Here is a 21,291-nt window from a genome sequence, read left to right on the forward strand (position 1 = left end):
AGGGCCCTGTTCTCTGGAGGAAGAGAACGTGAGTCAACCCCGCAACCGGAGCCGGCGTACCTCCGCCGCGCTCTTCGCCTCGGTCCTGGCGGCCGGCGCCATGACCGTCGGGGGTGGCGCCGCGACCGCGAGCGCAGCCCCCGCCGCCGCCCCCGACGTCCCGCAGCCGACCGCCGCGAAGACGCTGGGCGCCCACGACGCCAAGCTCCTGGACGAGGCGGAGGCGAAGCACGCTCCGACCGTCACCCTGATCATCGCCGCCAAGAAGGGCTCGGCCAAGAAGGTCGCCGACGGGCTGGCCGGCCTGGGCGCCTCCGTGAGCCAGCGCTACGACCAGGTCGGCTACCTGCTGGCCAAGGTCCCCACCGCGAAGGTCCTCAAGGCCGCGACGCTCCCCGGCGTCTCCGCCGTCGACCTCGACGAGACCATCAAGCTCCCCGACCCGGCTCCCGAGGCCGCGCCCGCCGGGGCGAAGACCGCCGCGCAGGGCGAGACCCTGGCCGGGCCCGGCGCCGACACCGGCCCGGTCAACCCGTACATGCCGACCAACGAGACCGGCGCGGAGGCCTTCAAGGCCGCGCACCCGGAGTGGGACGGCCGCGGCGTGACCATCGGCATCATGGACTCCGGGGTTGACCTGGACCAGCCGGCGCTGCAGAAGACCACCACGGGCGAGCGCAAGATCGTCGACTGGGTCACCGCGACCGACCCGCTCGAGGACGCCTCCTGGCGCGCCATGGCCACCGACGTGGCCGGCCCCTCGTTCACCACCACGCTGGGCACCTGGACCGCGCCCGCCGGCTCGTACAAGTTCAACGTGTTCCGCGAGAACATCACCGCGGGCAGCGACGCGCGGGGCGACGTCAACCGCGACGGCGACACCAGCGACTTCTGGGGCATCCTCTACAACCCGGCCAACGGCGACATCCGGGTCGACGCCAACCAGAACAACGACTTCACCGACGACGAGCCGATGCGGCCGTACAAGGAGAAGTTCCAGGTCGGCCACTTCGGCACGGACAACCCGGCCACCGCGGTGCGCGAGCAGATCCCGTTCGTGGTCGAGTACCGCAAGAACGTGGACATCGCGCCGGCCGACGGCCAGGCCGGCCCGTACTACGACTTCGTCAACATCGGCATCATCGAGAGCACCCACGGCACCCACGTCGCCGGCATCACCGCCGCCAACGACATGCTGGGCAACAGCGCCTTCGACGGCGCCGCCCCGGGCGCCAAGCTGGTCTCCGCCCGGGCCTGCTCGTGGGGCGGCGGCTGCACCGCCGCGGCGCTCACCACCGGCATGGTGGACCTGGTCGTCAACCGCAAGGTCGACGTGATCAACATGTCGATCGGCGGCCTGCCGGCGCTGAACGACGGCGCCAACGCCCGCTCCGAGCTCTACAACAGCCTGATCACCACGTACGGCGTGCAGATGTTCATCTCGGCCGGCAACTCCGGCCCGGGCCTGAACACGATCGGCGACCCCTCGGTGGCCGGCAACGTGGTGAGCGTGGCCGCGAACGTCAGCAAGGAGACCTGGCTGGCCAACTACGGCTCGGTCGTCCGCAAGGACAACGCGCTGTTCAACTTCTCCTCGCGCGGCCCGCGTGAGGACGGCGGCTTCAAGCCCAACATCTCCGCCCCCGGCTCCGCCATCTCCACGGCGCCGACCTGGCAGCCCGGCAACCCGGTCCCCGAGGCCGGCTACCCGCTGCCCCCGGGCTACCAGATGCTGAACGGCACCTCGATGGCCTCGCCGCAGGCCACCGGCGCCGCCGCGCTGCTGCTGTCGGCGGCCAAGGCGACCGACAAGGGCGTCACCCCGGCCGCGCTGCGCCGGGCCATCTACACCTCCGCCAAGCCGATCGCGGGCGTCCCGACGTACGCCCAGGGCTACGGCATGTTCAACGTGCCCGGTGCGTGGGACCTGCTCGCCGCCGGCGTGCAGACCCGGACCTACACCTCCACGGCGCCGGTCTGCACCGAGCTGTCGGCCAACCTGACCCGGTACAACCCGGCCAGCGGCGGCTTCGAGCCGACCCCGAACGTGGGCACCGGCATCTACAACCGCTGCGCGGCCGGCGAGGGCGGGCAGCAGGTCAAGGAGAGCCGCTACTACGAGGTCAAGGTGACCCGCACCAGCGGCCCGAACAAGGGCCTCCAGCACAACGTCGCCTTCCGCGGCAACGACGGCACCTTCTCGGCCCCCGCGGTCGTGTGGCTGCCGCTGAACAAGACGGTCACCGTCAAGGTGAAGGCCAAGCCGCTGACCGCCGGCGCGCACGGCGCGATCATGACCGTCGACGACCCGGCCACCTCGGTGGTCGACTTCGAGGTCGCCACCGTCGTGGTCGCCTCGGCCGCGGTCTCCGCCCCGGCCTACTCCTTCTCCACCGAGGGTTCGGTCGAGCGGAACAGCTTCACCTCGTACTTCGTGACGGTCCCGGAGGGCGCGGGCGCGCTCCAGGTCAACCTCTCCGGCATCGCCACCGGCTCGCAGACCCGGTTCATCGCCTTCAACCCGTACGGCGTGCCGGTCGAGAGCACCGCGAGCACCGGCTGCTACACCAACTTCTCCGACGCCGCCGCCTGCAAGCCGCAGGAGCGGGACTACCAGAACCCGCTGCCGGGCGTCTGGGAGATCGAGGTGGAGGCCCGGCGTACCTCGCCGACGCTGGACAACCCGTTCCAGTTGCAGGCGCGGGTGCAGGGCGTCAAGGTCGAGCCGGCCGTGGTCGAGCTGCCGTCGGTGACCGCCGGCACCCCGACCGAGGTGAGCTGGGGCCTGACCAACGTCTTCGGCCCGGTGCAGGTGACCGGCGTCGGCGGCCCGCTGGCCAGCGTGCACGCCGAGCGGCCGAGCATCGCCCAGGGCGCCCGCCAGGAGTACACGGTGGACGTCCCGGCGGGGGCCACCTCGTTCACCGCGCGGATCGGCAACCCGTCCGACCTGAGCGCCGACCTGGACCTGTCGGTCTTCCTCGGCGCGACCCGGGTGGGCCAGTCGGCCGACGGTGACTCGGAGGAGGCGGTCACCCTGTCCAACCCGGCCGCCGGCACCTACCGGGTGGTCGTGGACGGCTACGCGATGAGCGACCCGACCACCGCGTACGACTACCGCGACTCCTTCGCCGCCCCGGCGCTGGGTTCGCTCTCGGCCCCCAGCACCCCGCTGGCCCTGGCCAACGGCGCCACCGCCACCCTGACCGGCACGGTGACCGCCCAGGCCACCCCGGCCGCCGGCCGGGAGCTCTACGGTGACCTGGCCGTGACCACCACGGAGGGCGCGGTCGTCGGCCGCGGCTCGGTGGAGGTCGGCGCGGTCAGCTGACCCGCTGAGTCCAGAAGCCCCGCCCCTCGTCCGGGGGGCGGGGCTTCGCCGTTTCCCGGGGTGCGCTCAGGCGCGGCGGGCGGATTCGACGACGAACGGGGTGCCCTGCTGGCAGGTGGTCATCATGCCGGGCTCCGCGTGGCCGGTGACCTCCACCCGGGCGCCGGGCGTGAGCACGTCGCGCGGGCCGCCGATCAGCAGGTGGTCGTCGATCAGCAGGCAGTTCGGCTCGACGCCGGCGCGGATCGTGCCGGTGAGCGTGGTGGCGCCGGGGCCGGGCGGCTTCGACGGGCCGCCCTTCCAGGTGGGATCCGGGCGGCTGGGGCCGATGCTCGGGCCGGTGCTGGGGCCGGGGTCGGGCTGGCTGGTCACCGGGGTGGCTCCCGTCGGGGTGTGGCCGGCGGGCTCGGCGCCCGGGCCGGCGCAGGCGGTCAGCGCCGCGCCGGCGAGCAGGGCGACGAGCGCTGTCCGAGGAGTCTTCATGAGCGCTTGGACGTGGCGGGCGGTCGTTTCGTTCCGGCCGGTCAGCCGCGGGCCGCCGCGGCCTTCAGGTCCCGCTTGAGCTCCTGCGGCAGCGAGAAGGTCAGCCGCTCGTTGGCGGTGGTGATCTCCTCGACGTCGGCGAAGCCGCGCTCGGCCAGGTGCGCGAGGACCTGCTGGACCAGCTCGTCCGGCACGCTGGCGCCCGAGGTCAACCCCACGGTGCGGGCCCCCGCCAGCCAGGCGTCGTCGATCTCGTGGGCGAAGTCGACCAGGTATCCGGCTCGGGCGCCGGCGTCCAGCGCCACCTCGACCAGGCGGACCGAGTTCGAGGAGTTCCGCGAGCCCACCACGATCACCACGTCGCAGTCCGGGGCGATCTCCTTAACCACGTGCTGGCGGTTGGAGGTGGCGTAGCAGATGTCGTCGCTGGGCGGCGACTGGAGCAGCGGCAGCCGCTGCTTGAGCCGGGCCACGGTCTCCAGGGTCTCGTCGACCGAGAGGGTGGTCTGGGAGAGCCAGACAACCTTCTCGGGGTCGCGCACGGTCACCTTGTCGACGCCGTCCGGGCCGTCCACGAGCTGGATGTGCGCGGGCGCCTCACCGGCGGTGCCGATGACCTCCTCGTGCCCCTCGTGGCCGATGAGCAGGATGTCGTAGTCCTCGGCGGCGAACCGCCGGGCCTCCTGGTGCACCTTGGTGACGAGCGGGCACGTCGCGTCGATCGCCTTGAGCGAGCGCACCTTGGCCTGCTCGTAGACCTCGGGGGCCACGCCGTGGGCGGAGAAGATGACGGTGGCGCCCTCCGGCACCTCCTCGTTCTCCTCCACGAAGATCGCGCCCTTGGCCTCCAGCGTCTGCACCACGTGCTTGTTGTGCACGATCTGCTTGCGGACGTAGATCGGCGCGCCGTAGAGCTTCAGCGCCTCCTCGACGGTCTGCACCGCCCGGTCCACGCCCGCGCAGTAGCCGCGGGGCTTGGCCAGGAGCACGCGCTTGCCGGTCCGGGAAGTCTCAGCCTCAGTCACCCGACCATCGTACGTGCCGGCTCCCGGCCGGCCCGTCGATCATGAGGTGGCCGGCGGTCACGGAGATCGACATCACCGTCAACCGCATGATCGACGCGGGGTCGGTCGGGGGTGGGGCTTAGGGTGGGCGGGTGAGCGAGGGGGAGCGGAGCACGTCCGAGGAGCCGTGGCCGGTCCGGGTGGTGAGCCAGAAGGTCGGTGCCTGGATCGCCCGCCTGGGGTGGGTCTGGGTCGACGGGCAGGTGGCGCAGATCAGCCGGCGGCCCGGGGCGAGCACCGTCTTCCTGACGCTGCGTGACCCGTCGGCGGATCTCAGCTTGACCGTCACCACCAACCGCGACGTGCTCGACGCGGGCGCGCCCGAGCTGCGCGAGGGCGCCCGGGTGGTGCTGCACGCCAAGCCCGAGTTCTACGCCGCCCGGGGCACGCTCAGCCTCCGCGCCGACGAGATCCGCCAGGTCGGGCTCGGCGAGCTGCTGGCCCGGCTGGAGAAGCTCAAGAAGCTGCTGGCCGCCGAGGGGCTCTTCGACCGGGCCCGCAAGCGCCGGCCGCCCTTCCTGCCCGGCCGCGTCGGGCTGATCACGGGCCGCGCCTCGGCCGCCGAGCGCGACGTGCTGACCAACGCCCGCCGCCGGTGGCCGGCCGTGGAGTTCCGGACGGTCAACGTGGCCGTGCAGGGGCCCAGCGCCGTGCCCGACATCGTGGGCGCGCTCAAGGTGCTCGACGCCGACCCGACGATCGACGTGATCGTCATCGCCCGCGGCGGCGGCAGCATCGAGGACCTGCTGCCCTTCTCCGACGAGGCGCTCTGCCGGGCGGTCTTCGCCTGCCGCACGCCGGTGGTCAGCGCGATCGGCCACGAGACCGACGCCCCACTGCTCGACTACGTCGCCGACGTGCGCGCCTCGACGCCTACCGACGCCGCGAAGCGGATCGTGCCCGACCTCACCGAGGAGGTGCGCCTCATCGGCCAGGCGCGGTCCCGGCTGGAGCGGGCCGTGCGCAACCTGGTCGACCGGGAGCAGCACCGGCTGGACCTGCTGCGCTCCCGCCCGGTCCTGGCCCGCCCGCAGGTGATGGTCGACCAGCGGGCCACCGACGTCGCCGCGCTGCGCGACCGGACCGGCCGCTGCCTGGACCACCGGCTGGGCGCCGCCACCGACGACCTGCGGCACACCCTGGCGCGGCTGCGCGCCCTCTCCCCCGCAGCCACCCTCGACCGCGGCTACGCCATCGTCCAGCGCGCCGACGGGCACGTGGTCCGCGCCGCGTCCGAGGTGGCCAAGGGCGACCCGCTGCGCGTACGCCTCGCCGAGGGCGAGCTGACCGCCACCGTGGACGGCTGATGGAATGGGACCCGATGACTGACACGACCAAGGACGAGCAGCTCAGCTACGAGCAGGCCCGGGGCGAGCTGGCCTCGGTGGTCGAGCGGCTGGAGGCGGGCGGCACCTCGCTGGAGGAGTCACTGGCGCTCTGGGAGCGCGGCGAGCAGCTCGCCGGGATCTGCCAGCGCTGGCTGGACGGCGCCCGGGCCCGCATCGACGCCGCCCGGCAGCGCGCCGAGGACTGAGCGGCGGGACGGCCGGAGCCGTCCCGCCGGCACGCTCAGTTGAACAGGTTGTAGAACTCCGGCGGCGCCTCGACGACCTGGTCGGCCGGGGGCTTCTGCGCGGCGGTGGCGCTGCCGTAGTCCGAGTAGGTGATCTTCAGGTCCTGCGCGGCGCTCTGGCCGGCGGCCGGGATCTGCAGCACCAGCTCGCTGAGCCGGCCCTGCGTGTCGACCTTGGCGGTGAACGGCACCGACTGGGCCTGCGCGCCGAGCGCGGTGATCACGGCCGGGTCGAGCGAGCCCGCCTCGGCCGCCTTCGACACGTCGACGGTGCCCGCGTACGCGCCGTCGCCGGTCTTCCGCACCTCGGTGACGCCCTGGGTCAGCACCGCGCTGCCGGCGGGGTCGACCTTGTCGAAGTCGAAGCCGAGCGCCCGGTTGCCCTTGATCCGGGTCTGGTCGAGGTGCTGGTACTTGCCGAGGTTGAGGTTCTTGAGCCCCGGCACGCTGGCGGCGGCCTTGCCGCCCAGTTCCAGCTTGACCCAGCTGTCCGGCTTGGCGTGGATCAGGTCCAGCTTCATCATCAGGTCCGACGACGGGTCGCCGATCGTCATCCGCATCTCGGCGCTCTGGCTGGGCTCGTGCACCTGCCCCTCGGCGGTGGAGCCCGCGCCGGACATGGTGAACCGGAAGTTCCCGTCGCGGATCGCGTTGGTGGAGTCCAGCAGGGCCTGCTTGGCGTCGCCGGCGGGCGTGCCGCTCGGTGCGATGCTGCCGGAGGCGGCCGGGGTCGCGGAGGCCCCCGCTCCGGCGGTGCCGGTGTCGTTGCAGGCAGCCAGGCCGGGAATGAGCAGCGCCGCGGCGAACGCGGTGGCGCTGAAGCGTCGAATCTTCACGTCAACCTCTCCAGGTGGGTCGTCCGGCCCACGGAGGTGCCGGAGTCGGGCGCCGCAGCCCGGACGCCGGCTCCGGCGCACGAGCCCGATCCAGCCGGTGGTCGGCCCCGGCGGGCTCGTGCCCCCTTCTGTTCCCTGAAGCGGTGTTCCGCAATCCCTGTCCGGTGCGCGACGGCACCGGAGGCGGCGGTCGGGGACGGCGCGAGCCGTCCCCGACCGCCGGAGGATCAGCCCTTGAACATCTCGTAGACGCTGGCGGGTGCCTCGACGACCTGGGCGGCCGGCGGGGTCTGCACCGGGGTGGCGGTGCCGTACTCGGCGTAGGTGACGGTCACGGTCTGCGCCTCGGCGGCGCCGGCGGCCGGCACCTCCACGGCGAACTCGGTGAGCCGGCCCTGCGCGTCGAGCTTGGCGGTGAACGGCACGGCGGTGGCCTTGGTGCCGAGGGCCTTGACGGTGTCGGCGTCGAGCAGGTCCGAGTCGGCGGCCTTGCTGGCGTCGAGGGTGCCCTCGTAGGTGCCCTCGCCCGTCTTCCTGACGTCGGTGATGGCCTTGATCATCTTGTCGCTGCCGGCCGGGTCCACGTCGCTGAAGTCGAAGTTCAGCTCCTTGGCGTCCTTGATCCGGGTGCGGTCCAGGTGCTGGTACTTGCCCTTGGTCGCCTTGAAGCCCGGGATGGCGTCGGCCATCGCGCCGTCCAGGTCGAGCTTGAGCCAGCTGTCGGTGTCGATGAACACCAGGTGCATGGTCATGGAGAAGTCCTCGGCGGCGGACGCGCCGCTGGACATCTTCATCTCGGCGCTCTTGGACGGCATGTGCACCTTGCCGTCGCCGTTGAACTCGCCACCCTTGATGGCGAAGCTGAAGTTGCCCTTCTGGATCTCCTTGGTGGAGGCGGCGAGCGCCTCCTTCGGGTCCGCGGGCACCGCCGGGGCGGTGGACTTGCTGTCGGCGGTCGGCGAGTCGGCCTCGGTCTTGCAGGCGGCCAGACCGGGGACGAACAGGGCGGCGGCGAGGACGCCGACGCTCCACCGTCGAATGTTCACGGGTATCTCTTTCCGGTTGCTGTCCGGGACGCGTCACGCGTACCGGTTTGTCGGGCCCGGGCAGAGTAGCGGACCGCCGCCGGCCCCGGGGGGGCAGCGGCGGCGGGGGCGGTCAGCGCAGCGCGGTGGCCAGCTCGCGCAGCTCCGACTCCCGGGCGTCGCCCACGACGATCACCGTGCGGTTCGGCTCCAGCAGGACGAGGGCCTGCTCGTTGCCCCGGGCGGTGTAGCGCTGCCAGCTCACCCCGCCGGGCAGTTCGGCCGGACCCTGCGGCTGGCCGCCGCTCAGCTCGGCCGGCAGCAGCTTCTCCGCCGGCACGTTGCTCTCCACGAGCTGCGCGCCCCGGCCCTCCGGGGTCAGGTAGCCGATGCGCAGCGTGCCGCCGCCGGGCTCGGTCTGGAAGCGGGCGCTGACCGTACGCCAGTCGGAGCCCAGGTCCCGCGGCTGCGCGACCGGGAAGGCATTGGTCGCGCGGGCCTGCTCGACGGCGGGCGCGGGGTCGACGGTGACCGGCGAGTCCCCGCCGAGGAAACCCCGGTAGAAGGCGATGAGCAGGGCGATCGGGACCAGCAGGACCAGCAGCGAGAGCGCCATGTCCTTCGGCGACCGCTCGGACCGGGCCTTCTCCTTCCGGGCGGGCGGGGCGGGGTGCTCGCCCGCGTCCACCGCCGGCACGGGCCCGGTCGGCTCGACCAGGGCCGGCTCCCCGGCCGGCGGGGTCGCCCCGGCGGTCGGTCGCACCGGCGGCTGGCCGTCCGGCGGGGTGGCGTCGGTCGGTGCGCGGTCGGCAGGCTGTGCGGGTTCCACACGGCCATTCTCGCAGCCGTCCGAGTGACGTGATCCTGGCCTCCTCCGCCCCGCTCCGGCGGCGAACCTGAGATCGTGTGAGGATCAGCGACAAAACCGGCGGCGGCGACGGCCGCATCCCGCCGGTCCACCCCGCAACGTCGCGAGGAGGAAGCCGTGATGACAACCACCAGGACGCGGACCCCGCAGGATCTCGACCGTAACCTCGCCCTCGATCTCGTCCGGGTCACCGAGGCCGCGGCCATGGCCGCCGGTCGCTGGGTCGGCCGGGGCGACAAGGAGGGCGGTGACGGGGCCGCCGTCGACGCCATGCGCAAGCTCATCAACTCGATCCCGATGCGCGGTGTCGTGGTGATCGGCGAGGGCGAGAAGGACAACGCCCCGATGCTCTTCAACGGCGAGGAGGTCGGCGACGGGACGGGTCCCGAGGTGGACGTGGCGGTCGACCCGATCGACGGCACCACCCTGATGAGCAAGGGCATGCCGAACGCGCTCGCCGTGCTCGCGGTGGCCGAGCGGGGCGCCATGTTCGACCCGAGCGCCGTCTTCTACATGGAGAAGCTCGCCGTCGGCCCGATGTACGCGGACGTGGTCGACATCAACGCCGGCGTGGCCGAGAACATCCGCCGGATCGCCAAGGTCAAGGGCACCGACCCGGCCGAGGTGACGGTCTGCGTGCTGGACCGGTCGCGCCACGACGACCTGGTGAAGCAGATCCGGCGCACCGGGGCGGGCATCCGGTTCATCTCCGACGGGGACATCGCCGGCGCCATCGCGGCGGCCCGGGGCGAGTCGGACGTCGACGTGCTCATGGGCATCGGCGGCACCCCGGAGGGCATCACCGCGGCCTGCGCACTGAAGTGCATGGGCGGCATGATGCAGGCCAAGCTCTGGCCCAAGGACGCCGAGGAGCGGGAGAAGGCGCTGGCCGCCGGGCACGACCTGGACCGGGTGCTCTTCACCGACGACCTGGTCACCGGCGACAACTGCTTCTTCGTGGCCACCGGCGTCACCTCCGGTGACCTGCTGCGCGGCGTGCGCTACCGGGCGGGCGGGGCGTACACCCAGTCGATCGTGATGCGGTCCAAGAGCGGCACGATCCGGGTGATCGACTCGTACCACCGGCTGGAGAAGCTGGCGCTCTACTCGGCTGTCGACTTCGACGGGCGTCCCCTGGCCGAGCAGGAGTGACCGCGACCGGGACGGCGGCGCCCCCGACGCTGTCGACCACGCGGCGGATCGCCGGCACCGGGCTGGCCACCGCCTCGGGGGTCGCGGTGGCCGTCCAGTCCCGGATCAACGGTGAACTCGGCGTACGGCTGGCCGACGGCATCGCCGCCGCCGTGGTCTCGTTCGGCGTGGGCCTGCTGGTGCTGCTCGTGCTGGTCCCCGCCACCCCCGGTGGCCGGCGTGGGCTGGCGGCCCTGCGGGCCGCGCTCCGGGACGGCTCGCTGCGCCCGTGGCAGTGCCTCGGCGGGGTCTGCGGCGCCTTCCTGGTCGCCACCCAGGGGCTGACCATCGGCACCCTCGGCGTGGCGGTGTTCACGGTCGCCGTGGTGGCCGGTCAGACCGGCAGCAGCCTGCTTGTCGACCGGGCCGGCGTCGGCCCGACCGGCCGGCAGCCGGTCACCCCGAACCGGCTGGTCGGCGCGGTGCTGACCGTGCTGGCCGTGCTGCTGGCGGTGGGCGACCGGCTCGGCGACCCGGGCGCCCTGGCGCTGGCCCTGCTGCCGCTGGCCGCCGGGGTGGGCATCGCCTGGCAGCAGGCGGTCAACGGCCGGGTCCGGGGGGCGGCCGGCAGCGCCATGACCGCCACCCTCGTCAACTTCACCGTCGGGACGGTGGCGCTGCTCGCCACCTTCGCGGTGGAGGTCGCCGTCCGGGGCCGCCCGGCCGGGAGTTTCCCCGCCGAGCCATGGCTCTACGTGGGCGGCCCCATCGGCATCGTGTTCATCGCTCTGGCCGCCGCCATCGTCCGGTTCACCGGCGTGCTGCTGCTCGGCCTGGCCACCATCGCCGGGCAGGTCGTGGGGGCCGTCCTGCTGGACGTGCTGCTGCCCACCGCCGCCTCCCACCCGACGCCGACGACCCTGCTGGGGGCGGGGCTGACCCTGGTCGCGGTGCTGGTCGCCGCCCTCGGTCCGCCCCCGCGGCCGGTCATCCGCGCAGCGCCGCCACCGTCTCCTTGACCACCCGGTCCAGCGGCGTCGCCTCGACGCCGAGGGTGGCGGTGGCGGCTGTCGAGTCCAGCAGGTACGGCCGGTCGAACTGGTAGGCGGTCTCCCGCAGTTCCCGGGCGAACGGGTTGGCCAGCCCGGCGACCCAGAGCAGCGGGTACGGCATCCGGATGAGCCGCGGCGCGGGCGCACCGACCAGGGCCGCCGCCCGACCGGCCAGGTCCCGCATCGACACGGCGGGGGCGCTGGGCACGTGCCAGGCCCGCCCCCAGGCCCGCTCGTCGGTCGCGGCGGCCACGAGGGTACGGGCGACGTCGGGAATGTACGTCCAGGTGTGCGGGGCGTCCCAGTCGACCGGCAGGAACACCCGCTGCCCGGCGAGCACCTGGGGCAGCACCATCATGGCCAGCGAGGTGCCGTCCGCACCGACGTAGTCGGAGCCGCGTACCTCGGTGATCCGGGCCCGGCCCGCCCGGTGCGCGGCCAGCGCGTCGGCCCACATCCGGTTGCGTACCCGCCCCTTGGTGCCGGTGGCGGCCAGCGGGGTGGCTTCGGTCATCGGGGCGTCGACCGGGCCGTACCCGTAGAGGTTGCCGACGGTGGCGAGGACGGCGCCGGTCCGCTCGGCGGCGGTGAGCAGCGCGGCGGCCAGCGGCGGCCAGTCCAGCGGCCACCTGTGGTACGCCGGGTTGGCGCAGTTGTAGAGGGCCGCCGCCCCGTCGGTCAGCGCGGTCAGCCGCTCCGCGTCCGCGGCGTCGGCGGCGATCCGCTCGATCGCGGGGTGCGCGGGCCCGGTGCCACGGCGGGTCACCACGCGTACCCGCTCGCCGCGCTCGGCGAGGAGGCGGGCGGTGGCGGTGCCGACGGGTCCGGCGCCGACGATCACGTGCAGGGCCATGGGGGGCCACCCTTCGAAGCAGGAGTTCGATGTGAGAGCACCGCTCTCGCAACAGAGCATGCACCGCAACCACGCCGCCCGTCAAGAGCAGTGCTCTCTATTTTGATTGGCGCTCTCATCCGTGGCAGAGTGGGGGCATGGTCGCTCCCTCGCTCCGCGCCCGCGTCCGTGCCGGAATGATCGACGAGATCAAGGCCGTCGCCCGCCGCCACCTGGCCACCGACGGCGCGAACCTCTCGCTCCGGGCGGTCGCCCGGGACATGGGCATGGTCTCCTCGGCGATCTACCGCTACTTCCCCAGCCGCGACGACCTGCTCACCGCGCTGATCCTCGACGCGTACGAGGCGCTCGGCGACGCCGTGGAGGCGGCCGACGCCGGCACCGACCGGGCCGACCTGCGCGGGCGCTGGCACGCCGTGAGCCGGGCCGCCCGGTCCTGGGCGCTGGCCCACCCCGCCGAGTACGCCCTGCTCTACGGCAGCCCCGTCCCCGGCTACGCGGCACCGGACGACACGGTGGCGCCCGCCCAGCGCCCTCCGGTGACCCTGGTCGGCATCCTCCGCGACGGGGTGGCCGCCGGACTGCTCACCCCGTCGGGCGAGGACCTCCCCGAACCGCTGCGGTCGGACGTGGCCGAGCTGGGCGCCCTGATCGACGTGGACCTGCCGCCCGCCCTGCTGGCCCGGGGCATGGCCGGCTGGACCCAGCTCTTCGGGCTGATCAGCTTCGAGCTGTTCGGGCGGATCAACCGGATGCTGCCGCACCGCGACGAGTACTTCGACCACCAGACCGGGCTCATGGCCGACCTGATCGGCCTGCCCGCCGCCTGAGCCGGTCAGGTGCCGTCGGACGAGTGGCCGGGGAAGAGGTGCGCGGCCGGGTCGATGACGACCGCCGCGTTGTTGACGGCGGTGGCCGCCTCGCCGAAACCGGTGGCGATCAGCCGGACCTTGCCCGGGTAGTCGGTGATGTCCCCGGCCGCGAAGACCCGGGGCAGGTTGGTGGCCATCGCGCTGTCGACCACGATGTGCCGCCGGTCCAGGTTCAGCCCCCACTCGGCCAGCGGGCCCAGGTCGGCGGTGAACCCGAGCGCCGCCACCACGGTGTCCACCGGCACGGTCTCCACCGCGCCGCCGCGTACGGTCAGCTCGGCGCCGGTCACCCGGTCCTCCCCGTGCAGCCGGCTCACCTCGGCGTTGACCACGATCCGCACCGGCAGCGCACGAACCCGGTCGACGGTCGAGGCGTGCGCGCGGAACCGGTCCCGCCGGTGCACCAGGGTCACCGAGCGGGCGATCGGGGCCAGCGTCACCGCCCAGTCGAACGCCGAGTCGCCGCCACCCACGATGAGCACGTCCCGCCCGGTCAGCTCGGTCGGCTGCGGCACGAAGTAGACGATCCCGGTGCCCACGAAGCTGTCGGCCACCGGCAGCGGCCGAGGGCTGAAGCTGCCCAGCCCGCCGGTGACCAGCACCGCGCCGCAGCGCAGCTGCTCACCGCCGGCCAGCCCGAGCACCGGCCGCCCGTCCAGGTACGACAGCTTCTCGGCGCGCACCCCGAGCAGGTACTCCGGGCGGAAGGGCGCGGCCTGCGCGACCAGGTTCGCCACCAGCTCGCGCCCCTTGATGGCGGGAAACCCGGCGACGTCGAGGATGAGCTTCTCCGGGTACATGGCGGTGACCTGCCCACCCGGCTCGGGCAGCGCGTCGATCACAGCCACGGAGAGCCCGCGGAACCCCGCGTAGTAGGCGGCGAACAGCCCGGCGGGACCGGCCCCGATCACGGCGACATCGACCTCGCGCATGGCGTACCGTCCCGTCACTTCGCCAGGGATCAACGCGTGCTGATCCCGACGGTAGGCGGGCCGGTGGCCGCGGGCAAGCATGTCCCGCCGGCCGGTGGACGTGCCGTCAGGGCGACGTGACCGGAGGTGACCCGAGCGGGTCCCGCCCCGCGACCTCGGCCCGGCGACGGCGGAACAGGACCGCCGCGACGACCCCGCCGAGCAGCCCGAACAGGTGGCCCTGCCAGGAGATGCGCTCGTCGGTGGGAAGGATGCCGAGCAACTGCCAGCCGTAGAGCAGGCCGACCAGGAGCACGACGGCGAAGTTCCACCAGCTGCGCTCGACGATGCCGCGGGTGAGCAGGATGCCGAGGTAGCCGAAGATCACCCCGCTCGCGCCCACCACCACGGAGTTGGGCGAGCCGGTGAACCACACCCCCAGCCCGCTGACCAGGATGATCACCAGGGTGGACCACAGGAACCGGCGGGTGCCGGCGGCCAGCACGAAGGTGCCGAGCAGGATCAGCGGGATGCTGTTGCTGTAGAGGTGGTTCCAGCCCGCGTGCAGGAACGGCGAGAAGAACACCCCGTCCAGCCCCTGGATGCGGTGCGGGATGATGCCGGCCGTGACGTCGAGGTCGGCGCGCAGGCCGACGTCGACGGCCTCGACGAGGAACAGCACCGGCACCACCGCGCACATGGCGACGAAGGCACGGCCGAGGGAGGCGTAGAACGCCTCGGTGCCGAACCGGTGTCTGTCGCCGCCCGTCGGGCCGTCCTGCCAGGTCATCCGTCAAGAGCTATCAGCAATCGGGGCGGACCGCCACCCGGGGACGGCACGGCGACGGCGGGGCGTGCGAATCTCCGCACGCCCCGCCGTCGGTGTCCGATCAGTACCAGCCGGTGCTCTGCGAGTGCGCCCAGGCACCGCAGGGGTCGTCGTAGCGGCCCTCGATGTAGCCGAGGCCCCACTTGATCTGGGTGGCCGGGTTGGTCTTCCAGTCGTCCGCCACCGAGCCCATCTTGCTGCCCGGGAGGGCCTGCGGGATGCCGTAGGCGCCGGACCCCTCGTTGTAGGCCTTGTGGTTCCAGCCGCTCTCCTTGGTCCAGAGCTTGTCCAGACAGGGGAACTGGTCGATGCCGAAGCCCTCGTCGAGCATGATCGCGCAACCGATCTTGCGGTTGCCGCTGAACTCCTCGCACGAGGACGGGATCGGCCCGTCGTACGGCTTGGCCGCCGCCTTCTCCGCGGCCTCCCGCTCCTTCTTGCGGGACGCGGCCGCCGCCTCGGCCTCCTTGGCCCGCTCGGCGGCCTCCTTGGCCGCCGCGGCGGCCCGGAGCTTCGCCTGGTACTCGGCGGCCCGCTGCTTGGCCGACGCCAGGCGGTGGTCGGCCTGGAGGTCGCGCTGGTACGCGTACTCCGTCCGGTCGACCTTGAGGCCGACCTGCGCGGTCAGGCCCTGTTGCTGGGTCTGTCGGTCTTCGCCCAGGTAGAAGCCACCGGCAACGCCCACGGAGAGCAGCGCGACAGCGGCCGTACGGGCGCCGAACCGGCTCCACAGCCGACTCACGAAGTGTCCCTTCGTCGGGGGCAAGGACACGGCGCGACGCGTGGCCCTGGGTCGGGCCCGCCGGCGCCGTGAGCGCCCCGACCCTCGCGGTCGCAGCCGACGCACCGGTGCTCGCAGCTCTCCGCCGGGCTGGTGGTGTGTCGTAAGCGCTCGATGGACACCATTGCGCACAGTGAGGCCGATGGGAAACCAAGGAAGCCAAATGTGATCTGCGACACAACACGAGCGCCATCAAATCGGGACAAACCTCAGCCTCAGAGCGGAATGTCCTCCAACAGATCGGTGACCATGGCGGCGATGGGAGATCGCTCCGAACGGCTGAGGGTGACGTGCGCGAAGAGGTGATGGCCCTTCAGCGCCTCGATCACCGCGGTCACCCCGTCATGCCGCCCGACCCGGAGGTTGTCCCGCTGCGCCACGTCGTGGGTGAGCACCACCCGCGAGCCCTGACCGATCCGGGACAGCACGGTGAGCAGGACACCGCGCTCCAGCGACTGCGCCTCGTCGACGATGACGAAGGCGTCGTGCAGGCTCCGGCCGCGGATGTGGGTCAGCGGCAGGACCTCCAGCAGGCCCCGCGAGGTGACCTCCTCCAGCACGTTCTCGTGCACCACCGAGCCGAGGGTGTCGAAGACGGCCTGGGCCCAGGGCGACATCTTCTCCGACTCCGAGCCGGGCAGGTAGCCCAGCTCCTGGCCGCCGACCGCGTACAACGGGCGGAACACGACGACCTTCTTGTGCCGGCGGCGCTCCATCACCGCCTCCAGGCCGGCGCAGAGCGCCAGCGCCGACTTGCCCGTGCCGGCCCGGCCGCCGAGCGAGACGATGCCTATCGACTCGTCCAGCAGCAGGTCGAGCGCGACCCGCTGCTCCGCCGAGCGGCCGTGCACGCCGAACGCCTCCCGGTCGCCACGGACCAGCCGGACCGTCTTGTCCGGCAGCACCCGGCCGAGCGCCGAGCCCCGCCCGGAGTGCAGCACCAGGCCGGTGTGGCAGGGCAGGCCGGCGGCGGCGTCGAGGTCCAACGTCTCCCCCGCGTACAGCCGGCCGATCTCCTCCTCGGCCAGCTCCAGCTCGGCCATCCCGGTCCAGGTGGGATCGCTGGCCTGACCGTGCCGGTACTCGTCGGCGCGCAGGCCGACCGAGGCCGCCTTCACCCGCAGCGGCATGTCCTTGCTGACCAGGGTGACCTCGCGCCCCTCGGCGGCGAGGTTGAGCGCCACGGAGAGGATCCGGGCGTCGTTCGACTCGTTCCGGAACCCGGGCGGCAGCACCCCGTCGTCGGTGTGGTTCAGCTCCACCCGGAGGGTGCCGCCCTGGTCGTTGGCGGGCACCGGCCGGTCCAGCCGGCCGTGCCGCACCCGCAGCTCGTCCAGCATGCGCAGCGACTGCCGGGCGAACCAGCCCAGCTCGGGGTGGTGGCGCTTGCCCTCCAGCTCGGAGATCACCACCAGCGGCAGCACCACCTCGTGCTCCGCGAAGCGGTGGAACGCCGCGGGGTCGGACAGGAGGACCGAGGTGTCCAGGACGAAGGCCTGGCCGGCTGGTCGGGGCTCCTCGGCGCCGGCGGACGCGGCGGCGGTACGGCGACCGCGGGTGCTCCGGCGGGTGGTGGCGGTCGAGGCCGGGGTCTGGTCGGCACCGGCGGGGGTACGGCGAGTGGTCACAGGCCTGCTCCGCGGATGGGCACCCGGCCACCCGAGTTCCGCCTCGTCCGGTGCCCGGTGGACACGGGGTCGGATGCGGGCCCCGTGCGCGAGGTCGCAGGTCCGGGCTGTCCGGCTGGCCCGGGAAAGCCCCGTGCCATGCCTAGACGCTAATCGCCGCGGGCCCGGTCGGCTAGTGGTGCGAGTGGATCACTCCTGGAGGGGAGATGAACGCTGCGCGGCGGACCGGCCGGGATGCATGCCCCCTGCGCGCATCCCGGCCGGCGGAGCCGTCGTCACCGGTCTGACGACGGCTCCGACGGTGCGCGTCCGCCGCGGACGGCACACCGTGCTCTGGCGGACCTCAGCCCTGCCGCCGCACCAGGGTCCCGGTCCGCGGTCCACCGCCGGCCGCGCCGAACGAGGAGCCGGTGTACGTGGTGCCCTGCCGGGTGGCCAGCCCACCGAACTGGGCGGTCGCGGTGGCCCGCAGGGCCGGGCCGGACGCGGCCCGGGCGGTGACCGCGGCGGGGACGGCCGTGCCGGCGAACGGCGCGGTGCGCCCGGCCGGGGTGGTCACCACGCTCGGGGCGGGGCCGGCGAGCGCCGAGGCGATCGCGGCCTGGGCGTCCCGGCGGCGGCGGTTCCAGGCGCCCCGGTCGCCGTCGAAGTAGCCCTGGCGGTAGCCGAACCGGTAGCCGATGCGGTAGCTGAGCTGGCCGTGCAGTCGGCCTGCCGCGTAGCAGGTCGAGCCGAGCACGAGGACCAGGACGACGGCCAGAAAGGGGCTCATCGCTCGTCCGCCCCGGGCAGGGGGTCGACGACCAGCAGCCGCTCCAGGTCGGCGGTGCTGACCTCCTCGACCAGTTCGACGCTGATCCGGCAGCCGTCGACGATCACCTCGGCCACCGAGGCCCGCCGGATCTCGCCGCCCGCGTCGTAGACCCGGACGCTCAGCTCGGGACAGCCGAGGTGGGTCCGCCAGGCGTCCCACTCGTCGCGGTCGCCGACGCTGAGGGAGAGGTAGCGGCAGCCCCGGGCGAGGTAGAGCCGCCACGGCGCGCTCAGCCCGGCGGTCACCCCGTCCGCGATCAGGCCGAACGCCTGCGCACGGGTCGCGAGCTCGGTCACGAGACCCCCTCGACACCCGCGGAGTGACGCATGTGAGCACTCGTCGTCTCATGCACGTGACACACCGTAAGTTGTCTCATGAGCGTGACAGTATCAGCTTTTCGTCTGTTTACCGCCGTACTGGCGTCCATCTATTCTGCCCGGGTGACACCCCTCAGGAACAGCGTTGGATCGTTTACCGAGAATCGTGGATCACCGTCACGTAGGCGTGACAGCAGCGTGCCGGGCCGCGCCACCGAGACCGACTGGTCGTACCGTCACGGGGTGACCGACGCACGGAAGATCGCCTTCGCCACCTTCGTCCGCCGCGCACTGGAGGACGCGCGCGCCATGCGGGCCTGGAGCGGCACCGAGGTCTCCCGGCGTACCGGCGTCTCCCGCCAGACCATCAACCGGTGGGTACGCGGCGACTGGGCCAGCGACCCCGAGGCCGAGCGGGTGGTCGCCTTCTGCGAGGGGCTGGGGCTCAACCCGGCGGCCGCGTTCGCCGCCCTCGGCTGGGACCGGGCCGCCACCCCCCGCGCCACCCCGACCCCACCGCCGATGGACCCGGACGTCGAGGCGCTGCTGCGCCGGCTGGTCGACCCGAACGTCTCCGACGCGGAGAAGTTCCACATCCGGGAAACCATTCGCTACCTCGCTTACCGCCCGACGCTCCCGGCCGATTCCGGAAAACGAGGAAGACAGGCCGGATAGACGACACGCCAGTTAGTTCCGCAAATGGCGAAAGAACGGCCAGACAGATTGGATCGATCCCCTCCGGGTCCGGATCGGACCGGCTAGCGTGCCTGTTTGTACTGCTCGGGGCTCGTCGTCGGCGGGGGGACGGGACAAAGCCGAACTCAGCCCTGCGGGACAGAAGGAGGGGTCTGTCCATGACCCTGAAATGGTTGGCAGTCGTGGTCGCGGTGGTGTCGGTGACATCGTGCGTGACCGGCAACGTGGTGGTCGGCGTTCTGGACGGCGGGCAGCTTCCCCTGGTCGTCAACCTCTTCGCCCTCATCACGGCCGGCACCGCGGTGGTCCTCGCCGTCGTCGCCGAGCTTCACGACCGGCTCAACGACCGGGTCAGCGCGCTCACCGAGTTCCTGGTGGCGCGGCTCAACGAGATCGAGGCGCACACCGGCGACCGGAACACCGGCTTCGTGGAGGGCTACCTGCTGAGCCACGGGCAGGAAGCGGCCGTGGTGCCGTTCGGCCGTCGGGGACGGGGAGCCGCCGAACGCTGACCTTCCGCGTCGTCCCGACGTCACATCTCGGCCACGAATACGCCGCCGTGCCCGGGGTACGCTGTCGCGCGTGCCGCCGTTGAATCTGGGCAACCAGCAGCCGAAGACCCCGTTGGACGCCGAGCACGCGTGGCGTGCCACCGCCGCCCGCGCGGCCGACGTGGTGCTCTTCTTCGACTTCGACGGCACCCTCGCGCCGGTCGACGACGACCCGACCGCGGTCCAGCCCGCGCCCAAGGTGCTCGCCGCGCTGGAGGCGCTCGCCCCGCGGGTACGCCGGATCGCCATCGTCTCCGCCCGCCCGGTGGAGTTCCTCCGCGACCACCTCGGCGGCCTCGCCGGCATCGACCTCTACGGCCTCTACGGCCTGGAGCACAGCCACTCCGGCGGCGAGACCGTCACCGAGCCGGCCGCCCTGCCCTGGGTGCCCACCATGGCCGAGCTGGCCGAGCAGGCCCGCGCCGAGCTGCCGCCCGGCGCCCTCGTGGAGTTCAAGCGGCTGTCCGTGGCGCTGCACTGGCGCACCGCGCCGCAGCTCGGCGACCTCGTGCAGGAGTGGGGCCGCGCCCGGGCCGAGCGGCTGGGCCTGCGCTGCCAGGCCGGGCGCATGGTGCTGGAGCTGAAGCCCCCGGTCGACCGGGACAAGGGCATGGTCATCGGCGAGGCGGTCCGCGACGCCGGCGGCGCCTGGTACTTCGGCGACGACGTCTCCGACATCAAGGCGTTCGCGGCGCTGCGCGCCCGGGCCGCCACCGACCCGCAGTTCCTCGGCGTGTGCGTCGCCGTGGCGAACCCGGAGACCGGCCACGAGGTGGCCGACGCGGCCGACCTGACGCTGGACTCCCCCGCCGCCCTCGGTGACTTCCTCACCGAGGCGCTGCCCCACCTGACCTGATCCCCCCTGCGGGGGCGGGGTCACGCGCCGAAGCGGCGTTGGCGGGTGGCGTAGGAGCGGAGGGCGCGGAGGAAGTCGACCCGGCGGAAGTCGGGCCAGTTGAGTTCGCAGAAGTAGAACTCCGAGTGGGCGCTCTGCCAGAGCATGAAGCCGGAGAGGCGCTGCTCACCGCTGGTCCGGATGATCAGATCCGGGTCGGGCAGGCCCTTGGTGTAGAGGTGCTCGGAGATGTGGTCGACGTCGATCGAGTTGGCCAGCTCCTCGACGGTCCCGCCGGTGGCGGCGTGCTCCAGCAGCAGCGAGCGGACCGCGTCGGCGATCTCGCGCCGGCCGCCGTACCCCACGGCGATGTTGACCTGAGCCCCGCCGTCGCGCTGCCGCGTGCGCTCCTCGGCCGCCTTGAGCGCGGCGGCGTGGTGCGCGGGCAGCACGTCGAGGGCGCCGACCATCCGCAGCCGCCAGGGGTTGCCGTCCTCGGCCAGCTCGGTGGTGAGGTCCTCGATGATCTGGAGCAGCGGGTCCAGCTCGGCGGCCGGCCGGGAGAGGTTGTCGGTGGAGAGCAACCAGAGCGTGACGTGCCCGACACCGGCGGCGTCGCACCAGCGCAGCAGCTCCTTGATCCGCTCGGCGCCCATCCGGTGACCGTCGTTCGGGTCGACGAAGCCCATCTCCCGGGCCCATCTGCGGTTGCCGTCGCACATCACGCCGACGTGCCGGGGCACCGGCTTGCCCGCGAGCTTCGCCGTGAGCCGGCGCTCGTACACGGAGTAGAGAAGTTTCCGCAGAGTCATCACCTTGCAGGGTAGCGACCCGCGCGAGA

At 73.0% G+C, this 21,291-nt stretch carries 22 protein-coding genes; 9 read left to right on the forward strand and 13 right to left on the reverse strand.

All coding sequences use genetic code 11. From position 1 onward, the window contains the following. Window positions 1-28: 28 nt before the first annotated feature. On the forward strand, window positions 29-3,331 hold the full coding sequence (locus GA0070603_RS15645; protein WP_091313947.1) for a S8 family serine peptidase: 3,303 nt from the start codon (window positions 29-31) through the stop codon (window positions 3,329-3,331). A 66-nt stretch (window positions 3,332-3,397) separates the two neighbouring features. On the opposite strand, the gene GA0070603_RS15650 is transcribed toward GA0070603_RS15645, so the two are convergent. Both GA0070603_RS15650 and GA0070603_RS15655 read right to left on the reverse strand, forming a co-directional pair. Beyond that, on the reverse strand, window positions 3,398-3,814 hold the full coding sequence (locus GA0070603_RS15650; RefSeq protein WP_091313950.1) for a hypothetical protein: 417 nt from the start codon (window positions 3,812-3,814) through the stop codon (window positions 3,398-3,400). A 41-nt stretch (window positions 3,815-3,855) separates the two neighbouring features. Continuing rightward, entirely contained in the window at window positions 3,856-4,839 is a 984-nt protein-coding gene (locus GA0070603_RS15655) for a 4-hydroxy-3-methylbut-2-enyl diphosphate reductase (RefSeq protein WP_091313953.1), read from the reverse strand. A gap of 131 nt (window positions 4,840-4,970) precedes the next feature. Between GA0070603_RS15655 and xseA the strand changes: the two genes are divergently transcribed. After that, the gene (xseA, locus tag GA0070603_RS15660; RefSeq protein ID WP_091313958.1) at window positions 4,971-6,185 is read left to right on the forward strand and encodes an exodeoxyribonuclease VII large subunit; all 1,215 of its coding nucleotides are present in this window, start codon (window positions 4,971-4,973) and stop codon (window positions 6,183-6,185) included. Between the two features lie 14 nt (window positions 6,186-6,199). Continuing rightward, complete coding sequence (locus GA0070603_RS15665; RefSeq protein WP_091321990.1) at window positions 6,200-6,412, forward strand: exodeoxyribonuclease VII small subunit; 213 nt, start codon at window positions 6,200-6,202, stop codon at window positions 6,410-6,412. 35 nt (window positions 6,413-6,447) lie between these two features. On the opposite strand, the gene GA0070603_RS15670 is transcribed toward GA0070603_RS15665, so the two are convergent. The 3 genes from GA0070603_RS15670 to GA0070603_RS15680 form a co-directional block, all read right to left on the reverse strand. Then, the gene (locus GA0070603_RS15670; RefSeq protein ID WP_091313961.1) at window positions 6,448-7,287 is read right to left on the reverse strand and encodes a hypothetical protein; all 840 of its coding nucleotides are present in this window, start codon (window positions 7,285-7,287) and stop codon (window positions 6,448-6,450) included. 227 nt (window positions 7,288-7,514) lie between these two features. Beyond that, on the reverse strand, window positions 7,515-8,333 hold the full coding sequence (locus GA0070603_RS15675; RefSeq protein WP_091313965.1) for a hypothetical protein: 819 nt from the start codon (window positions 8,331-8,333) through the stop codon (window positions 7,515-7,517). Between the two features lie 112 nt (window positions 8,334-8,445). Further along, on the reverse strand, window positions 8,446-9,141 hold the full coding sequence (locus GA0070603_RS15680) for a DUF4245 domain-containing protein (protein WP_091313968.1): 696 nt from the start codon (window positions 9,139-9,141) through the stop codon (window positions 8,446-8,448). Window positions 9,142-9,300: 159 nt separating this feature from the next. Between GA0070603_RS15680 and glpX the strand changes: the two genes are divergently transcribed. Beyond that, window positions 9,301-10,332: a class II fructose-bisphosphatase gene (gene glpX, locus GA0070603_RS15685; RefSeq protein WP_091313972.1), complete on the forward strand. Its 1,032-nt coding sequence runs from the start codon at window positions 9,301-9,303 to the stop codon at window positions 10,330-10,332. After that, the gene (locus GA0070603_RS15690; RefSeq protein ID WP_091313976.1) at window positions 10,329-11,330 is read left to right on the forward strand and encodes a DMT family transporter; all 1,002 of its coding nucleotides are present in this window, start codon (window positions 10,329-10,331) and stop codon (window positions 11,328-11,330) included. Before glpX ends, GA0070603_RS15690 begins: the two co-directional genes overlap by 4 nt. Here the strand turns inward: GA0070603_RS15690 and GA0070603_RS15695 are convergent. Beyond that, window positions 11,299-12,216, reverse strand: a complete 918-nt coding sequence (locus GA0070603_RS15695) for an NAD-dependent epimerase/dehydratase family protein (RefSeq protein ID WP_091313980.1) — start codon at window positions 12,214-12,216, stop codon at window positions 11,299-11,301. The two genes, GA0070603_RS15690 and GA0070603_RS15695, sit on opposite strands and share 32 nt — an antisense overlap. A 137-nt stretch (window positions 12,217-12,353) precedes the next feature. On the opposite strand from GA0070603_RS15695, the gene GA0070603_RS15700 reads away from it, so the two are divergent. Next, entirely contained in the window at window positions 12,354-13,046 is a 693-nt protein-coding gene (locus GA0070603_RS15700) for a TetR/AcrR family transcriptional regulator (RefSeq protein ID WP_091313984.1), read from the forward strand. A gap of 5 nt (window positions 13,047-13,051) precedes the next feature. Here the strand turns inward: GA0070603_RS15700 and GA0070603_RS15705 are convergent, their stop codons facing one another. The 6 genes from GA0070603_RS15705 to GA0070603_RS15730 all read right to left on the reverse strand — a co-directional run bounded on the left by GA0070603_RS15705 (window position 13,052) and on the right by GA0070603_RS15730 (window position 18,347). Then, window positions 13,052-14,020, reverse strand: a complete 969-nt coding sequence (locus GA0070603_RS15705; RefSeq protein WP_091313988.1) for an NAD(P)/FAD-dependent oxidoreductase — start codon at window positions 14,018-14,020, stop codon at window positions 13,052-13,054. Between the two features lie 106 nt (window positions 14,021-14,126). Beyond that, the gene (locus GA0070603_RS15710; RefSeq protein WP_091313991.1) at window positions 14,127-14,789 is read right to left on the reverse strand and encodes a rhomboid family intramembrane serine protease; all 663 of its coding nucleotides are present in this window, start codon (window positions 14,787-14,789) and stop codon (window positions 14,127-14,129) included. Between the two features lie 100 nt (window positions 14,790-14,889). Further along, window positions 14,890-15,570 carry an aggregation-promoting factor C-terminal-like domain-containing protein gene (locus tag GA0070603_RS15715; RefSeq protein ID WP_167544550.1) on the reverse strand — a complete coding sequence of 227 codons (681 nt, stop codon included), beginning with the start codon at window positions 15,568-15,570 and terminating at the stop codon, window positions 14,890-14,892. Window positions 15,571-15,824: 254 nt separating this feature from the next. Continuing rightward, entirely contained in the window at window positions 15,825-17,237 is a 1,413-nt protein-coding gene (phoH2, locus tag GA0070603_RS15720; protein ID WP_091313996.1) for an RNA 5'-3' helicase PhoH2, read from the reverse strand. 343 nt (window positions 17,238-17,580) lie between these two features. Next, window positions 17,581-18,009 (reverse strand): hypothetical protein, encoded by a 429-nt coding sequence (locus GA0070603_RS15725; RefSeq protein ID WP_091314000.1) that lies wholly within the window; start codon window positions 18,007-18,009, stop codon window positions 17,581-17,583. Continuing rightward, on the reverse strand, window positions 18,006-18,347 hold the full coding sequence (locus GA0070603_RS15730) for a hypothetical protein (RefSeq protein ID WP_091314004.1): 342 nt from the start codon (window positions 18,345-18,347) through the stop codon (window positions 18,006-18,008). The genes GA0070603_RS15725 and GA0070603_RS15730 overlap by 4 nt, the downstream gene beginning before the upstream one ends. Window positions 18,348-18,611: 264 nt before the next feature. Between GA0070603_RS15730 and GA0070603_RS15735 the strand changes: the two genes are divergently transcribed. The 3 genes from GA0070603_RS15735 to otsB all read left to right on the forward strand — a co-directional run bounded on the left by GA0070603_RS15735 (window position 18,612) and on the right by otsB (window position 20,471). After that, window positions 18,612-19,043: a helix-turn-helix domain-containing protein gene (locus tag GA0070603_RS15735; RefSeq protein WP_091321992.1), complete on the forward strand. Its 432-nt coding sequence runs from the start codon at window positions 18,612-18,614 to the stop codon at window positions 19,041-19,043. Between the two features lie 179 nt (window positions 19,044-19,222). Further along, the gene (locus GA0070603_RS15740; RefSeq protein ID WP_091314007.1) at window positions 19,223-19,576 is read left to right on the forward strand and encodes a hypothetical protein; all 354 of its coding nucleotides are present in this window, start codon (window positions 19,223-19,225) and stop codon (window positions 19,574-19,576) included. Between the two features lie 70 nt (window positions 19,577-19,646). Next, window positions 19,647-20,471, forward strand: a complete 825-nt coding sequence (gene otsB / locus GA0070603_RS15745; RefSeq protein WP_091314011.1) for a trehalose-phosphatase — start codon at window positions 19,647-19,649, stop codon at window positions 20,469-20,471. A gap of 20 nt (window positions 20,472-20,491) precedes the next feature. On the opposite strand, the gene GA0070603_RS15750 is transcribed toward otsB, so the two are convergent. Then, the gene (locus tag GA0070603_RS15750) at window positions 20,492-21,262 is read right to left on the reverse strand and encodes an isoprenyl transferase (RefSeq protein WP_091314016.1); all 771 of its coding nucleotides are present in this window, start codon (window positions 21,260-21,262) and stop codon (window positions 20,492-20,494) included. Between the last annotated feature and the right edge of the window lie 29 nt (window positions 21,263-21,291).

The organism is Micromonospora chersina (assembly GCF_900091475.1).
GTDB classification, from domain to species: domain Bacteria; phylum Actinomycetota; class Actinomycetes; order Mycobacteriales; family Micromonosporaceae; genus Micromonospora; species Micromonospora chersina.